General features: G+C 49.1%; 13 protein-coding genes. 12 read left to right on the top strand and 1 reads right to left on the bottom strand.

What is annotated here, in order from left to right; translation table 11 throughout:
• The first annotated feature begins 2 nt into the window (after positions 1-2).
• Genes rsmB through ABWW03_RS04190 form a run of 4 tightly spaced genes read left to right on the top strand, consistent with a single transcriptional unit; the run spans position 3 to position 4,797 of the window.
• A complete protein-coding gene (gene rsmB, locus ABWW03_RS04205) occupies positions 3-1,310 on the top strand; it encodes a 16S rRNA (cytosine(967)-C(5))-methyltransferase RsmB (RefSeq protein ID WP_353406559.1) in 1,308 nt (435 codons plus the stop codon).
• Positions 1,311-1,366: 56 nt separating this feature from the next.
• Positions 1,367-2,752: a Trk system potassium transporter TrkA gene (trkA, locus tag ABWW03_RS04200; RefSeq protein WP_353406557.1), complete on the top strand. Its 1,386-nt coding sequence runs from the start codon at positions 1,367-1,369 to the stop codon at positions 2,750-2,752.
• A gap of 30 nt (positions 2,753-2,782) precedes the next feature.
• The gene (locus tag ABWW03_RS04195; RefSeq protein ID WP_353406556.1) at positions 2,783-4,231 is read left to right on the top strand and encodes a TrkH family potassium uptake protein; all 1,449 of its coding nucleotides are present in this window, start codon (positions 2,783-2,785) and stop codon (positions 4,229-4,231) included.
• 38 nt (positions 4,232-4,269) lie between these two features.
• Entirely contained in the window at positions 4,270-4,797 is a 528-nt protein-coding gene (locus ABWW03_RS04190; RefSeq protein WP_353406555.1) for a DUF4403 family protein, read from the top strand.
• A 12-nt stretch (positions 4,798-4,809) separates the two neighbouring features.
• Here ABWW03_RS04190 and ABWW03_RS04185 read toward each other — a convergent pair whose 3' ends face one another.
• The gene (locus tag ABWW03_RS04185; RefSeq protein WP_353406554.1) at positions 4,810-5,721 is read right to left on the bottom strand and encodes a lysophospholipid acyltransferase family protein; all 912 of its coding nucleotides are present in this window, start codon (positions 5,719-5,721) and stop codon (positions 4,810-4,812) included.
• A gap of 170 nt (positions 5,722-5,891) precedes the next feature.
• Between ABWW03_RS04185 and glyQ the strand changes: the two genes are divergently transcribed.
• The 8 genes from glyQ to ABWW03_RS04145 all read left to right on the top strand — a co-directional run bounded on the left by glyQ (position 5,892) and on the right by ABWW03_RS04145 (position 16,903).
• Positions 5,892-6,836, top strand: a complete 945-nt coding sequence (gene glyQ, locus ABWW03_RS04180) for a glycine--tRNA ligase subunit alpha (RefSeq protein ID WP_353406553.1) — start codon at positions 5,892-5,894, stop codon at positions 6,834-6,836.
• Positions 6,836-8,914 (top strand): glycine--tRNA ligase subunit beta, encoded by a 2,079-nt coding sequence (gene glyS / locus ABWW03_RS04175; RefSeq protein WP_353406552.1) that lies wholly within the window; start codon positions 6,836-6,838, stop codon positions 8,912-8,914. The genes glyQ and glyS overlap by 1 nt, the downstream gene beginning before the upstream one ends.
• A gap of 9 nt (positions 8,915-8,923) precedes the next feature.
• A complete protein-coding gene (gene gmhB / locus ABWW03_RS04170) occupies positions 8,924-9,481 on the top strand; it encodes a D-glycero-beta-D-manno-heptose 1,7-bisphosphate 7-phosphatase (protein WP_353406551.1) in 558 nt (185 codons plus the stop codon).
• Between the two features lie 11 nt (positions 9,482-9,492).
• A complete protein-coding gene (locus ABWW03_RS04165) occupies positions 9,493-10,191 on the top strand; it encodes a lysophospholipid acyltransferase family protein (RefSeq protein ID WP_353406550.1) in 699 nt (232 codons plus the stop codon).
• 71 nt (positions 10,192-10,262) lie between these two features.
• Complete coding sequence (locus ABWW03_RS04160; protein ID WP_353406549.1) at positions 10,263-12,989, top strand: M16 family metallopeptidase; 2,727 nt, start codon at positions 10,263-10,265, stop codon at positions 12,987-12,989.
• 254 nt (positions 12,990-13,243) lie between these two features.
• Positions 13,244-14,344: a methyl-accepting chemotaxis protein gene (locus ABWW03_RS04155; protein ID WP_353406548.1), complete on the top strand. Its 1,101-nt coding sequence runs from the start codon at positions 13,244-13,246 to the stop codon at positions 14,342-14,344.
• Between the two features lie 179 nt (positions 14,345-14,523).
• Positions 14,524-15,195 carry a spondin domain-containing protein gene (locus tag ABWW03_RS04150; RefSeq protein ID WP_353406546.1) on the top strand — a complete coding sequence of 224 codons (672 nt, stop codon included), beginning with the start codon at positions 14,524-14,526 and terminating at the stop codon, positions 15,193-15,195.
• A gap of 514 nt (positions 15,196-15,709) precedes the next feature.
• Positions 15,710-16,903: an acyltransferase family protein gene (locus ABWW03_RS04145; RefSeq protein ID WP_353406545.1), complete on the top strand. Its 1,194-nt coding sequence runs from the start codon at positions 15,710-15,712 to the stop codon at positions 16,901-16,903.
• Positions 16,904-16,945: the final 42 nt, after the last annotated feature.

Raw genomic sequence — 16,945 nt, 5'->3', positions numbered from 1 at the left:
CCATGGCTCTGGATACCCGCGCTGCTGCTGCCAAAGCCATAGCCCAAGTGTTTCGACAACAGGGCTCTCTGGCCAGCGCCTTGCCGCCTGTTCTCAAGCAAGTCAAACCCCAGGATAAAGGCTTACTGCAAGAACTTTGCTATGGCAGCCTGCGTTACTTCCATCGCTTGAATCATTCCCTGCAAGGCTTGTTAACCCAGCCCTTAAAAGCCAAGGATCAAGATATTCAGGCGCTCTTGTTGATTGGCTGCTATCAACTGGATTACAGCCGAATCCCCGCCCATGCTGCCGTCGCCAGTTGCGTTGAAGCCTGTCGGGCTTTGAAAAAGCCCTGGGCCTGCAAACTGGTGAATGGCGTATTACGCAATTATCAGCGCCAGGCCACAAACCAACACGACATGAGCGCTCAGCCCTGGTTGGAACACAGCCACCCCAAGTGGTTTTACAACAGACTGCAGAAAGCCTGGCCAGATTATGCCGACGACATTCTGTTGCAAAACAATCAGCACCCGCCTTTCAGCTTGCGCTTGAATCTGGAACGCCTGTCGGTGGATCAATATCTGGATTTGCTCTCCCAACGCGGTATTTCAGCTCGAGCCTGCCCATTCAGTCCCAACGGCATTACTCTGGAAAAACCCTGCCCTGTTGAACAGCTGCCTCATTTCGAGGATGGTTGGCTCAGTGTGCAGGACGAAGCCGCGCAATTCAGCGCCCATTTATTGGAACTGGCGGATGATCAACACATTCTGGATGCCTGTTGTGCACCAGGCGGGAAAACCGGGCATATACTTGAGCTGGCAAAAAACCCTTCGCTGACCGCCATCGATACGGAAGCCAAGCGTCTGAAACGAGTTGAAGAGAATCTGGCACGCCTGGGATTCAGCGCTAAACTCCTCTGTGCAGATGCTTCGGATACCAGGCTGTGGTTTGATGGTGAGCAGTTCGATCGCATTTTGCTGGATGCACCTTGTTCGGCCACCGGCGTGATTCGCCGCCACCCGGACATCAAGTTATTGCGTAAGCCACAGAATATTGAAGAGTTGTGCGAAATCCAAAAGCGCCTGCTCGAAAGCCTCTGGCCACTGCTAAAGCCCGGCGGCATTTTGCTCTACGCCACCTGCTCAGTGTTGCCAGAAGAAAACGACGAACAGATAACACAATTCCTCGCTCATCATGCCGATGCTGAGGAATACGCCATTGAGGCTCCCTGGGGGGTCGCGGTCGCCCATGGCCGCCAGCTTTTCCCACAAGCCCAAGGGCACGATGGTTTTTATTACGCACGCCTGCAAAAAAACAAACAAAAGGCGTAGAATTAGTCAGCAAAGGCCGAAATAAGCCGCAATGGATTAGCTAAGCTGCTCAACCTATGAAAATTATTATACTCGGGGCCGGCCAGGTCGGTGGCACCCTGGCCGAAAACCTGGCCAATGAAGCTAATGACATTACCATTGTCGATACCGATGAAAACCGCCTGCGTGAGTTGCGGGATCATATGGATATCGGCGTGGTCACGGGGCACGCCTGTCACCCCAACACCCTGTTGCGTGCGGGGCTCGATGAAGCCGATATGTTGGTTGCCGTCACCAACAACGACGAAATCAATATGATTGCGTGTCAGGTGGCGTACAGCTTATTCAAAACACCCACCAAAATTGCCCGCATTCGCGCTCAGTCTTATTTGAACAAGCCCGGACTGTTCGCCGATGAAAATATTCCTATCGATGTACTCATCAGCCCAGAGCAATTGGTCTCTAACTATATCTTCCGCCTAATAGAACACCCAGGTGCACTGCAGGTTGTGGACTTTGCCGACGGCAAGGTGCAACTGGTGGCCGTGCGGGCTTACCATGGCGGGCCACTGGTGGGGCAGGAATTGCGCTTTTTGCGCCAACATATGCCGTCAGTAGACACTCGAGTGGCCGCTATTTACCGTCGCGGCCGAGCCATCACACCAGAAGGCTCAACCGTTATTGAAGTCGACGATGAAGTCTTTTTCATTGCCGCCAAAGCCAACATCCGTGCCGTGATGAGTGAACTGCGTCGATTGGAAACGCACTACAAGCGCATCATTGTTGCCGGCGGCGGAAACATTGGTTATCGCCTGGCGAAGAAGCTGGAAAGTCGTTACGCCGTTAAAGTCATCGAATACTATGCCCAACGCTGCCAGTTTTTATCGGAACAGCTGGAACGCACCATTGTTTTGCACGGCTCCGCTTCTGATCAGGAAATGTTGTTGGAAGAGAACATTGAAAATACCGATGTCTTCCTCGCTGTGACCAATGATGACGAAGCCAATATCATGTCTTCCATGTTGGCCAAACGATTAGGCGCCCGCAAAGTCATGGCCTTGATCAGTAACCCAGCCTACGTCGATTTAGTGCAGGGCGGCGATATTGATATTGCGATATCGCCCCAGCAAACCACCCTGGGCAGTCTGCTCACCCATGTGCGAGAAGGCGATACCGTTAACGTACACTCCCTGCGACGCGGCGCGGCCGAAGCCATTGAAATTGTGGCCCACGGTGATCAAAGTAATTCCAAAGTGGTTGGAAAAGCCATTGAAGACATTGACCTGCCGGATGGCGCCACCATCGGCGCCATTGTTCGAGAAAGCAGTCGAGGCAGTGAAGTTCTGATCGCCCATGACCATGTAGTTGTGGAAGATGGGGATCACGTAATTTTGTTTCTTGTTAATAAAAAATACACCCGCGATATCGAGCACCTTTTCCAAACCGGTATCAGTTTTTTTTAGCGGCGTACTAAATAGGCAACGCAAACACTAATGCATTTTTCAGTTATCTTTCGCGTACTGGGCATTCTGCTCATGCTATTCAGCATGACTTTGCTGCCGCCTATTTTTGTTTCGATTTACTACAGCGATGAGTCTCTCGTTGCGTTTCTTTCCGCAATGGGTTTGATTTTTGCCACCGGTTGTTTGCTTTGGTTACCCAGCAATAAAACCCGTCATGATTTACGCACACGTGATGGCTTTTTAATTACCGTTTTGTTCTGGGCCGTTTTGGGTATTGCCGGTTGTCTGCCCTTTATTTTCTCTGATCAGCCCGGGCTGAGTTTTACCGACGCCATGTTTGAATCGCTCTCTGGGCTGACAACCACTGGCGCCACCGTCATCACAGGTTTGGATGATTTACCCAAATCCATTTTGTATTATCGCCAGCAACTACAGTGGCTGGGGGGAATCGGTATTATCGTTATTGCGGTGGCGATTTTACCCATGCTCGGTATTGGCGGTATGCAGCTTTACCGGGCTGAAACACCTGGACCTGTCAAAGATTCAAAGCTCACACCTCGAATTACTGAAACCGCAAAAGCGCTGTTTTTAATTTACTGCACACTGACCATTACCTGTGCCCTATCTTATTGGGCTGCGGGCATGACCTTGTTTGACGCTATTGGGCATGCGTTTTCAACCGTCGCTATTGGCGGCTTTTCAACCCACGATGCCAGCATGGGGTATTTCGACAGCCCAATTATTCTGATTGTATGCATGCTCTTTATGATCCTTTCCGGTGTTAATTTTGCGTTGCATTTTTATACCAGTCGCAATCGCAGCATCAGCCATTATTGGCATGATCCGGAATTTAAGTTTTATATCAGCTGTTTGGCAGTGGGCATTCCCATCACCATCGCCTATCTTGCCCACACAGATACCTACGATCTGGAAACCAGCGCACTTCATGGCAGTTTTGAATTTATTTCGATTTTAACCACCACGGGTTTCGGTACTGCCGACTTCACCATCTGGCCAGGATTTCTGCCTTTCTTTCTGTTTTTATTTGCCTTTATGGGTGGCTGTGCCGGCTCTACCGGTGGCGGCATGAAAGTGATTCGTGTACTGCTGATCTGCAAGCAGGGTATCCGGGAAATCAAGCGCCTGATCAACCCCAATGCTGTCATTCCCATTAAGCTGGGCCAAACATCCGTCTCCGATCGCGTGGTTGAAGCCGTGTGGGGATTCTTTGCCGTATTCGTAATCAGCTATATGATCATGTTTATTTTGCTGATGGCCACAGGCTTGGATTTCCTGACCTCGGTTTCAGCGGTCGGCGCTTGCATATCAAACCTCGGCCCTGGCATGGGTGACGTTGCCTTGAATTACACCGACATTAACAACCCAGCGAAGTGGATTCTGTGCTTTGCCATGTTATTGGGGCGCTTGGAAATTTTTACTTTGCTGGTGTTATTTTCACCCAGCTTCTGGCGCCGCTAAACTCTATGAACACCATTCAAAACACACATACAATGACAATGAAAACGAAACTCGTCTCCGCTCTGTTATGCCTCAGTGCGACCAACCTGGCTTACGGTGAAAATGCACTCAACACTTTATTGGAAAGGGTTCTGAGCAAACAATTGCCTGAAGTGCTGTTCGACGCTAAGGATATCCCCTGGCAATACGGCCATTACAATTTACACATCAGCAAGGCAGGTGACGCTGGCATTGGCAGTGACCCTGAAACCATTACGGCAAAACTACCGTTGAACATTCAATTAAGCGGCAAGGTGAAACAGAAACTGTTTGGTCAGGACATTGATATCGATTGCTCAACCGAATTTGAAACCAATAGTGAAATGATCTTCAAGCCCGTCTTTGCCGAAACCTTGAGCAGTAAGCTGGATATGCAAATTCCAATTCCGGAAACCGAGCTCGACTGCCAGGGCTTAAGGCTTCCAATCAAATCAGCATTGGAACAGCTGATTGCCAAAGAGAAGCCGGAATGGGAAGCCCAGGCCGAAGCCGAACTGACAAAGCGCTTGGCAGAATTCGGCCTGTAATAAAATAAGAGCTCAGCTCAGTTGGGTATAGGGGTCTTGGTACCCCTCCTCAAAACACTTATAACGTTTGTACTCCCATTGATACTGACTGGGAATCTCTTTGATCGCATCTTCGACGCTGCGATTCAAAGCTCGCAGTGATTCGTCACAGTCCTCATTGTACAACTCCGGACAAGGCTTCTTGAACACCAATTTAAAACCACCGGGAATGCGCTCCGCGTAACTCACCAAGGCTTCGCAACCGGTTTTGCTGATCAGATTACACAGCAGAGTCATTGTATACGCCGGGCGGCCAAAGAACTCGACCAACTCACCCGCACCATCGTCAGGCACTTGATCAGGCAGAATACCGGAAATTCCCCCGGCTTTAATGGCCTTAAGCAATCTCATTACCCCCCGGCGATCCGTCGGCACCAATGTGGCGCCGGACTTTTCACGGGATTCCTGAATGATTGCGCCCACTTCAGCGTTTTTGGGTGGCTCAAACAGACTGGTAATCGGGCCCAATGTGGCCGCGTACAAACCGACGACCTCCCAATTTCCGAGATGGGGAGCAATCAACACCATGCCCTTCCCTTTGGCCAGGGCTTCTTCCACCAGATCACAGCCTTCGGTTTCCAGCACTTTCGCTCGCAACCAATCCATGTCCTGCATCCACACGGCCGGGGTTTCCATCAACATGACCCCGGTTTCCTTCAAGCTTTGCTTGGCAAGTGTGAGACGTTCTGCCTCAGGCATATCCGGGAAACACATCGCCAGATTCCGTCGGGTAACCTTGGCTTCGCGGCTGTTACAAAGCCACAGCAAACTGCCTATGGCTCGGCCTATCGCGCGGCTGAGTCGCAGGGGCAAACGAGCCACAATGGCCATAATCAGGTAAATAAGTCCTCGCTTGGGAACAGGCGAGTTACTGGCGTTTGTCATAACTTAGTTGTACTTCAGGTGTATCAAGGGCGCAGCTTAACGTAAACCGCTTTGAGTCCCAAGTGAAAGTAGGCTTTTGTCCGCTCTCGAGCCCCTTCCGCCATAGAGTTATTGCGCTGCCGACGATATAATCCGCCCCTTTGATTCATTCTGCCGGAGGCAATGTCGCGGTGTCCGACCCCAAAGCTGATACAAGTACTTTTCAAGGGCTGATTCTCGCCCTGCAACAATATTGGGCCCAACAGGGCTGTGTGGTTTTACAGCCCTTGGATATGGAAGTCGGTGCCGGTACCTTTCACCCAGCCACTACGCTGCGCGCGGTTGGCCCGGAAAGCTGGAACGCCGCCTATGTGCAGCCTTGCCGTCGTCCGACCGATGGCCGTTATGGTGAAAACCCGAACCGCCTGCAACACTACTATCAGTTCCAGGTGGTAATGAAACCCAATCCGGAAAATTTCCAAGAGCTCTATCTTGGTTCTTTGGATGCCCTAGGTATTGATACCACCGTTCACGATGTTCGCTTTGTGGAAGACAACTGGGAGTCGCCTACTCTGGGAGCCTGGGGTCTGGGATGGGAAGTTTGGCTAAACGGTATGGAAGTCACCCAGTTTACCTATTTCCAACAAGTCGGTGGCCTAGAGTGCATGCCAGTCATGGGTGAAATCACCTACGGCCTGGAACGTATAGCCATGTATCTGCAGGGCGTCGACAGCATCTACGATCTTATTTGGACCGTTGGCCCACAGGGTCCTGTGACCTACGGCGATGTCTTCCATCAGAATGAAGTGGAAATGTCCCGCTACAACTTCGAAGAAGCAGATGTGGATTTCCTGTTTCAGTGTTTCGATAAATACGAGAGCGAATCCGCTCGCTTGGTAGAAGCCGGTCTCCCCCTGCCCGCCTACGAGATGGTCATGAAAGCCTCCCATACCTTTAACTTGTTGGATGCGCGTCACGCAATCTCAGTGACTGAACGCCAGCGTTATATTCTGCGCGTTCGAACCCTGGCTCGTGCCGTTTGCCAGGCCTACTATGACGCACGTAAAGAACTGGGCTTCCCACTTGCCGAGGAAGGTCTTCGCAATGAGTTCTTGGCCAAGGAGGAGGACGCCTGATGAAAAAAGATTTTTTAGTTGAGCTCGGTACTGAAGAACTGCCTCCAAAAGCCCTGAAAACCTTATCCGATGCCTTTCAACAAGGCATTGAAAGTGGCTTGAACGAATTGGAGCTGTCTTTTGATTCGGTAAAAGCTTACGCAGCACCACGTCGCTTAGCGGTATTGGTTAATGGCCTGGATGAACAAACCCCATTAAAAGAAGTAACCGTATGGGGCCCGCCAGCCAAAATCGCCTTTGATGCCGAAGGCAATCCGAGCAAAGCTGCTGAGGCCTTCGCCAACAAAAACGGTATTGCGGTTGATGAACTAAAAACCGAAAACGACGGTAAGCAAGACAAACTGGTTTATCGTAAAAAAGCCGGTGGCGAATTCACCACTGGCAAACTCGAAGCCATCGTGCAGAATTCTCTGGCCAAATTACCGATCGCCAAGCGCATGCGCTGGGGCGCTCGCCGCGATGAATTTGTTCGTCCAGTGCAATGGTTATTGATGCTGTTTGGCAACGAGTTGGTTGAAGCCGAAGTCTATGGTGTCAAAGCCAACCGCGAAACTCGCGGTCATCGTTTCCATTACAATCAAACTTTGATTATCGATCAGCCCAGTGAGTATTTTGAAAAGCTTCAGTCTGTTGCCTATGTCATGGCGGACTTTGAACAACGTCGAGACCTGATCAAGCAACAGGTTCTGGCCGAAGCCGCGAAAGTGAATGGCGAAGCCATGCTCGACGAAGATTTGTTGGATGAAGTGACGGCTTTGGTTGAATGGCCCGTTGCCCTGACCGGTAAGTTTGAAGAAAGCTTCCTGGAAGTGCCTTCGGAAGCTCTGGTTTACTCGATGAAAGAGCACCAGAAATACTTCCCGATTCAGCAAGCTGACGGCCAGCTGATGCCTTACTTTATCACCATCAGCAACATTGAAAGTAAAGATCCAGCCCAGGTCATTTCCGGTAACGAAAAAGTAATTCGCCCTCGCCTTGCCGACGCAGCCTTCTTTTTTGAGACCGACAAGAAAACCAGCTTGAGCGATATGCGCAAGCGTTTGAAACCTATTGTCTTCCAAGCGCAGCTCGGTTCGATTTTCGACAAAACCGAACGCATTCGCAATCTGTCCCAGATGATAGTTCAACAAATTGATGGTGATCTGGCAAAATGCCAACGTGCCGCAGAGCTCTGTAAGAGTGATCTGGTGTCTGACATGGTGGGCGAATTCGACAAAATGCAGGGTGTGGCGGGTTACTACTACGCCAAACACGCAGGTGAAGACGAGGAAGTTGCTCTGGCACTGCAGGAGCAATACCTGCCTAAGTTTGCCGGTGATAAGTTGCCCAGCAGCACAACGGGTACCATTATCGCACTGGCGGACCGACTCGATACTTTAAGCGGTATTTTTGGTATTGGCCAAAAGCCCACCGGTTCAAAAGATCCTTTCGCTCTGCGCCGCGCCAGCGTTGCCGTATTGCGTCTGCTGGTCGAAAAGGCATTGCCCCTGGACCTTGGGCAACTTTTGAAGCTGGCCACCATTAATCACGGCGATAACATTAAAGACAGCGAAACTTCCGTAAACACCGCTCTTGAATATATGCTGGAGCGTTTCCGCGCCTGGTATGAAGAAGAAAAAATAGCCGCCGAGGTCTTTATGGCCGTTAGCGCCAAAAACCTCACCGTTCCTTTGGACATTAACCGTCGTGTTCACGCGGTTCATGCCTTTAGCCAATTGGAAGATGCCACGGCATTGGCCGCAGCCAATAAACGTGTATCCAATATTCTTGCCAAACTTGATAGTCCGGTTGCCGATGAGGTGAATGACACTTTATTGACCGAAGCCGCAGAACAGGCATTGGCCAAAGCCGTTGCCGAAAAAGCTGAGCAAGTTGCACCGTTGTTCGCCGCGGCTAATTACACTGAAGCATTGAGTGCGCTGGCGGACTTGCGCCCGGTAGTCGATCGCTTCTTTGATGAGGTTATGGTGATGGCCGATGATATGGATCTGCGCAACAACCGTTTAGCTCTGCTGAATAAGCTTCGCCAATTGTTCTTGCAGGTTGCCGACATTTCCCTGCTGGCACCGGCTAAGTAAGAGGCCTTCGTGAAACTGGTTATCCTCGACAGAGACGGTGTCATCAACCACGATTCAGCTGACTATATTAAGTCGGCTGAAGAATGGCAGCCGATCGAAGGCAGTCTTGAAGCGATTGCCAAACTGTCTCGTCTCGGCTTTACCGTTGTAATCGCAACAAATCAGTCTGGCCTGGCCCGAGGACTGTTCGACCTCGACGACCTGGAAGCCATGCACAGCAAACTTACCGAGATGGTAGAAACCCGGGGCGGCAATATTGCGGCTATATTCTACTGTCCGCACGGCCCCGACGATAACTGCAGTTGTCGCAAACCTAAAACGGGTTTGGTTGATGCCATCGAAGTGGAGTTTGATGTCTGCGCCGAAGGAGCACCATTCGTTGGTGACAGCCTGCGCGATCTGCAAACCGGCCTGGCCAAGGGCTGCCAGCCGATTCTCGTGCGCACAGGCAAAGGCGAACAGACGCTGGCCAAGCTCGCCGGAGAGCCCCTAAGCGGGCTGGAAAACACCCCAGTATTTGATGATCTCGCAGCAGCGGCTGCGTATATCGCCGATCATTTCGGTTAAGGTATGGACTCTTGATAGCAAAGCTACGCGCAATTGTTTTTTATATTGGTTATGTCATTACCGGTATTCTCTTTGGCGCATTGGCACTGCCACTTATGTTGCTCCCCTATTCTCTGCGCGCACCGGTCCTGGTCGGCTGGAATCGTTTTTGTTTGTTCTGGCTCAGAGTCTGTTGCGGTGTTCGAATTGATATTCGAGGCAATGCTGAACGATTGACTCAGCCCTGTGTGATTCTGGCTAATCACCAGAGCAGCTGGGAAACACTCTTCTTACAAGCGTACTTTAGTCCCGTTGCCACCATCCTTAAGCAAGAGCTTTTGTATATCCCGTTTTTTGGCTGGGGCTTAAAGGCACTGCGATCCATTCCTATTGATCGCGGTAATCCTAGAGAAGCCCTCAAGAAAATCCGCAAGGAAGGCGTTTCGCGTCTGGATGATGGCATCAGTGTACTGGTCTTCCCCGAAGGCACTCGAAAAAAACCCGGCGAGCTCGGTAGTTTCGCCCGCAGTGGCGCAGATATTGCCATCGCCGCCAACGTTCCCGTCATTGCCGTCGCGCACAACGCTGGTGTCTCCTGGGCACCACATAAACTAGCAAAGCAAGCCGGCGTCGTCACTGTCTCAATTAGTGATATGATCAGCAGTGAAGACCGCAATAGCAAAGAACTCACCCAAGAAGTACGGAACTGGATCGAGCAACACAACGTCTAAAAATGCGCTCGATTCATTGGTAACTCCAGCATCCCATCGAAGGGGTGCTGCCCAATCATAAGGAGCCAGCTATGGGCTTGTCTTTTCGTAAAACCCTGATTGCGTCAGCGATCATTGCCGCCAGTACATTATCTCAAGGTATTTTGGCGAAACCTGTCAAAGTCACCGAAGTTGAAGGTATCAGTGAATACCGCCTGGACAACGGCCTACGCGTTCTCCTCTTTCCAGATGTCACTCAGGAAACCGTAACCGTAAACGTCACGTATCAAGTTGGTTCCAAGCACGAAAACTACGGTGAAACCGGTATGGCTCACCTGTTGGAACATCTGGTATTCAAAGGCAGCCCAAAGCACAAAGACATCCCCAAAGAATTGAGCGAGCACGGTGCTCGCCCTAATGGTACGACCTGGACAGACCGAACCAACTATTTCGAAACGTTTAACGCAACCGAGAAAAACATCGATTGGGCTTTGGATATGGAAGCCGATCGTATGGTGAATTCTTTTATTGCCCAGAAAGATCTCGACAGTGAGATGACGGTGGTGCGCAATGAATTCGAACGCGGCGAAAACAGTCCTTACAACGTACTGGCAAAACGAGTGATGGCATCCGCCTACAGTTGGCACAATTATGGGAAATCTACCATTGGTGCTCGCTCTGATATCGAAAACGTATCGATTGATCGCCTGAAAGCCTTCTATAAGAAGTATTACCAACCCGACAATGCCACCCTGATTGTTGCTGGTAAGTTCGAACTGAAAGATATGCTGAAAAAGGTCGAAGCTGCTTTCGGCCCCATCCCCAAACCCGAACGGGTTATTGAACCTCTCTATACCCAGGAACCAGCGCAAGATGGCGAAAAGCTGGTTACAGTACGACGTGTTGGTGATGTGCAGGTTTATTTGATGGCCTATCATGTACCCGCCGGCTCCCATGAGGACTTTGCTGCTCTGGAAGTCCTGTCCGGTATTATGAGTGAAACGCCGCGCGGCCGTTTACATCAGGAAGTGGTTGAAAAGAAGCTCGCGACCCAAAGTTATGGTTTTAATTTTCAATGGGCCGAACCTGGCTTGATGATGTATGGCCTGGTTGTCGACAAAGCGGAAGATCTAAACAAAGCCATTGATGCCAGCCATTCAGTGCTGGAAAACCTAGCGAAAACGCCCATCACCAAAAAAGAAGTTGAGCGCACCAAACGCAAGCTGATCAAAAATTTTGAACTCGGTTTTAATTCTTCTGAAAGCGTTGCATTGGAATTGAGTGAATGGCTTGGCATGGGTGATTGGCGCCTACTGTTTTTGAATCGCGACCGCATTGAAACCGTCAGTGTTGAAGATGTACAACGAGTAGCTGAAAAATATCTGACCCGCAACAATCGAACAGCCGGACGCTACCTTCCTGCCGAGACCCCTGAGCGGGTTGAGATTCCGGCCGTCGCCAGTGTCAGCGATATGTTGAAAGACTATAAAGGTCGCAAAGCCGTTAGCGCCGGCGAAGTATTCGATGCTTCTTTCGACAACATTGATAAACGCACCGATAACTTTACGATCGCTAAAGATTTGAAGGTGTCTTTGTTACCTAAGAAAACGCGCGGCGAGTCCGTTGAGTTTTATATGAGCTTGAACTTGGGTGATGAAAAGTCATTGATGTCGAAGTCGAACATTGGCAGTGCGACAGCGAGTTTACTTATGCACGGCACCAGCAAGTATACGCGCGAACAACTACAGGATGAATTCGACAAACTCAAATCCAGTGTTTCCATCGGTGGTGGCGCAACGGGTATTGGGATTCGTGCGAACACCAAACGTGAAAACCTACCGAAGGTTATTGAACTCGTTGCACATGTATTGAAAGAAGCCAATTTTGATTCAAAAGAGTTCGATCAGTACAAAGCCAAAACCAAAGTGAATCTTGAACAAAGCATGCAAAACCCGCAGTCGTTGGTTTTCCGTGAATACAGCCGACGCCATCGCCAGGTTAGTCAAGATCACCCGCATTATGTACCAACCTTTGATGAAAGCCTGACGCGTCTGGAAGCCTTGAAGCTGGAAGATATTAAGTCTTTCCATGAGCTATTTTACGGCAGCCAATTTGGTGAAATTGCTATCGTAGGTGACTTCGATGAAAAAGCCATTCGCAAACAATTGAAAACACTCTTCGCCGACTGGAAACCGAAAACGGATTATCAGCGCATTGAACGTGCCTATAAAGCGGTGGACAATAAGGCACAACAGTTTAATACACCAGACAAAGAAAACGCCGTTTTTGCGGCGACCATTTCCTTGCCAATCAACGACGATCACCAGGACAGCCCGGCGCTGGTTCTCGGAAACTATATGCTCGGTGGCGGCTTTTTGAACAGTCGCTTGGCAACCAAATTACGCCAGGAAGATGGATTGAGCTACAGTGCGGGTTCTTTCCTGAATCAAAGTGAGTTGGACAACCGTTCCGCACTGGGCATTTACGCAATCTGTGCCCCACAAAATCTGGCAAAAGTGGAAGCCGGCGTGAAAGAGGTTTTGCAGAAAGTGATTGATTCCGGTTTCACCGAGGAAGAAATTGCCAGTGCAAAATCCGGTTACCTGCAGCAACGTAAAATTGCACGTTCGAAGGATGATGAGCTGGCACCGGCTTTGGGTAACAATGCGTACCTGAAGCGAAACATGCAGTGGTCAAAAGACTTTGAAGCTAAAATTGAGTCCCTTACAGCCAAGGATATTCATGACGTTATGAAACGTTACTTGGGTATTAAGGAGTTTGCGATTCTTACCGGAGCCGATTTTAGTAAAACCAAATAAGCGAAAAGCACGTTTATTCTAAGCCGCCTCCGGGCGGCTTTTTTGTTTTCTCGCTCCTTTCCTAGCACCCTCCCCATTCTGGGCTATGATAATTTTGTATTAACTTTTTTTGAGAAGAGCCGATAAGTAGCTTACTTCTTAGGTTCACGGACGAGATTAATCGACAGAGGTACTTGGGCAGGAACTCTATCCAGCCTTCATGGATGTGTCTTAAGGCAAGTCACCATACATCATCAAGGAAAAAGGGTGGATCAATGTTCGTATTACAATCAAAATATCGACAATTAGAACAAGAAAATGATGAGCTTCGTAAGCAGATTCGCTTACTTGAGCAGGAAAACCAGCAACTCAAAACACCGGTGGAAACCGAAGTCCTTCCTGAGCAACACAGTTCTGCCGACGCATTTGAATCAAAACTGCTCGGCTACACCCTGGAATGTTTAGGCCAGATCGAACGCATTCGTGAATCGGTTCTCTCTTCCCACCAATCCATTGAAGCCGAAAGTCAGTCCTCAGATAAGATTAACGAACTTCTTGATGTCTCGAATGAATCCCTAAAACAAATCGTCAGCGAAATGCAGGGCCTGACCAACAATATGGGCGGCATGACAGAAAATATCTCGGGGTTGTCAGAAATGGCAGACAACATTAATTCTTTTGTTGAGACCATCTCTAAAATCTCAGATCAAACCAACCTCCTGGCGTTGAACGCCGCTATTGAGGCGGCCCGTGCAGGGGAAGCCGGTCGGGGGTTCAGCGTAGTAGCAGACGAGGTTCGCTCCCTGGCCAACAATACCAACACATCCGCCAATGAAGTTTCCGAGCTGGTGGGCCAGATTATCCAATCCACCTCTGAAACGGTGGACTCTGTGAACACGATCCAAAGCAGCAATAATGACCTTTCGGAAGGCGTCGGCCGCCTTAATGAAGATTACGGTGCCATCATTGGTTGCTGTAACACCATGAAATCCACCATCAGCAACGCATCCATGCGTACCTTTGTTCAGACCGTCAAGCTTGATCATATTGTCTGGAAGAGTGAGGTTTACGCCGTCGCGTCCGGCAAAAGTGATAAGGCTATAGGTGACTTTTCTAGCCACATGAACTGTCGACTGGGGCTTTGGTATAAAGATGAAGGCATGGCAAAGTATGGTGACCTGGCGGCCTTTAAGAATATCGACCTGCCACACAAGCGAGTCCACGACTGCGGGATCGCCGCCATAAACGCTCTCGCAGAAAACCAGCAGGACCTGGCCGGCCAATATCTGGAAGAAATGGAGCAAGCCAGCCACCAAGTCATGGATTCCCTGGAAGAACTCAGCCAGCTATGCAGTAATCAACAAGCTGTCGCTTAAATCACCTCACGTCTCAAGGTGACCCTACTACAGGGTTACCTTTCTCCCGTTTGTTATACTTTTTAATCAACTTGTGATTTTTTCTTTAGAAAGCAGTGACTGGATAGTGTGTTTTGCTCTGTAACGTTATCTGCGGTTTTGCAGTTAGTACCCAACGTCGCAATAGAGGAAATCACAGCATGTCTCTTAAGAAAACACTTATCGCTTCAACGGCTATTTTGGCCGCAGGTTTGAGCTTGTCCACCAGTGTGTCTGCCCAGGCTCTGGAAACTTATCGAGTTAAAATCACGAACATTACCCACGGTATTACGTTTACCCCCTTTTTAGCCGCGTCCCATAAAAGCGATTTAAAGGTATTTGAAGTCGGCCAGGCGGCCAGCGATGAAGTTGCTCGCGTTGCGGAAGGCGGTGATGTAGGCCCATTGGCGACCCAATTGGATGCCTCTTCAAGTGTTGCCGACACCGCTACAACCAGTGGTTTATTGGGCCCAGGTGAAAGTACTGAGTTTGAACTTCAATCTCGTCCATTTGTGAGTTTTGTCAGTATTGTTTCAATGTTGCTACCCACCAACGACACGATGGTGGCATTGAACCAGGCCGTGCTGCCCGGTTTCAGAACCGCGAAACTGACCTACTACATGAACGCTTACGATGCCGGAACCGAAACCAACTCCGAGTTGTGTGCGGATATTCCAGGCCCTCGTTGTGGAGGTAGCCCATTTTCTCCCGACGATTCTGGTGAAGGCTATGTATTCCCGAGCCCTGGTATCCACGGTGAAGCCGATTTGACCCGTGCACGTTACAACTGGGGTGGCGCAGTTGCTAAAGTAGAAATTGAGCGCATTCGCTAATTTCGCCATATGGCTGCATTAAAGTCTGAGTGGTTGTTGTGCTGATATAGTTAACAGCAGCGACTCAGGTTTTGTCTTGTCGAGACAAGTTTATTTCCAGCCTATCTTATATTGTTGCATGCGACTTCCATTATTTATTTTAATTCCTCATTTCTCTTCAGAAAACCGAACCACTCAAGCAACTTATTGGCAACTTTATCGATTACGACGATAAAAATTGCCCTCTCCCTTTATTTCCTGTTATTCCAAATGCATAGTAGACCCTCCATGGGGATCACCAATAATAAATGGATATAAACCTATTCATTTTTACGAATAGAAATTGTACACACCTAGCAATAAGTATTTGAATATCTCGTTTCGCATGAAGCAGAGTTGATTTTCCAATTCAAGGTGACAACTTTTGCATACATGCTCTTTTCACTACAGAGTTTCTTGTTCGTGTACAGTGAATATGAATTGAAATGTTGGCGCCCCAAATATCAACATTAAAGTCAAGTAACGTGCAGGACGTATGTCAGAAAGGAATCAATCAAAACACTCGATGCCCGGGTTAACGGGACTCAGAGGAGTTGCCGCGTTTATGGTGTTGCTCTTTCATTGCTGGGGAGAAACTGGATTCTCGCCCTTGCCCATTGCATTGGGAAAAATCAATATTCAGATAGATCTTCTGCTATCAATCGGCTGGTCTGGGGTTCAGATTCTTTTTGTTCTCTCTGCTTTTTTGCTATCTCGCCCGTTTATACGGGCTAATAGCCATCTGAAACCTTGTCCCTCTACACAGTCCTATTTACTTCATCGCGCGTCGAGAGTATTTCCTGCCTACTACGCACAACTGCTCATCTTGGTAATCGTATTCTATGCCATCAATGGGGTGCTGCCCTTTGGCTTGGAGAAAGTTCATGGTTATGCACTGATGTTATTTGTTCCCGAACCCCTTGGGATCGGAAACCCGAATTTGAATGGCGTATGGTGGACCCTGCCCATCGAACTGTCTTTTTATCTTTTTTTACCTCTGCTGGCACCGTTTCTGACATGGAAAAATAGATTTTATTTATTGGCATTTTTTTTACTGTGTATGGTGATCTGGCGTTATTACGTCGTCAGTGTGTTGACAGGAATTAACGTCACCGGCTGGACATTGCAACTTCCTGGGAGTATGGATTCCTTTGGCATAGGCATAATGGCGGCTTTAATTCATGTACACTATTTTGAATGTCTGAATTCACGACGGTATCTCTTCTGGCTTCGACTTGCCTTCACGCTTTCAATACCCGCGTATATGCTTCTGGTCATCTGGATGGGAAACGAAAAACTCCTGTACTGGAAAAACAGTTTAATCTTTTTCAGCTGGACAATGGCCTTTAGCGCGGTAACGGCAGTGGTCATTCTCGCCTGCGCAGCTAATCTGGATAGTGCTCGACGACTACTCGCGAATCGGTATGTATTCTATCTGGGCCTGATCAGTTACGGTTTGTATTTGTGGCATTTTCCAGTCATGAAATGGCTTTATCAATACAGTCCGATTTCAACGATGGCTGAAAACCGTTTCCTATATTTAACCTTTACAACCAGTATTCTGACCTTTCTGCTTGCAGCCTTCTCTTGGCACTTTATTGAATCCAAGGTCATCGCCTGGGTGAAGCACAGAACCGACACACCTGAACAGAGAACTTCTGTGAACAATGGACTCGCTCAACAAACCTAATGTTTATCAGAAAAATGCCATTTGGTACCTACTGTCGGACTT

It is taken from the genome of Pseudoteredinibacter isoporae (assembly GCF_040372805.1).
Taxonomy (GTDB): domain Bacteria; phylum Pseudomonadota; class Gammaproteobacteria; order Pseudomonadales; family Cellvibrionaceae; genus Pseudoteredinibacter; species Pseudoteredinibacter isoporae_A.
Note: the sequence above shows the minus strand (reverse complement) of the source record. Positions and strands in the feature narration are given on the sequence as shown.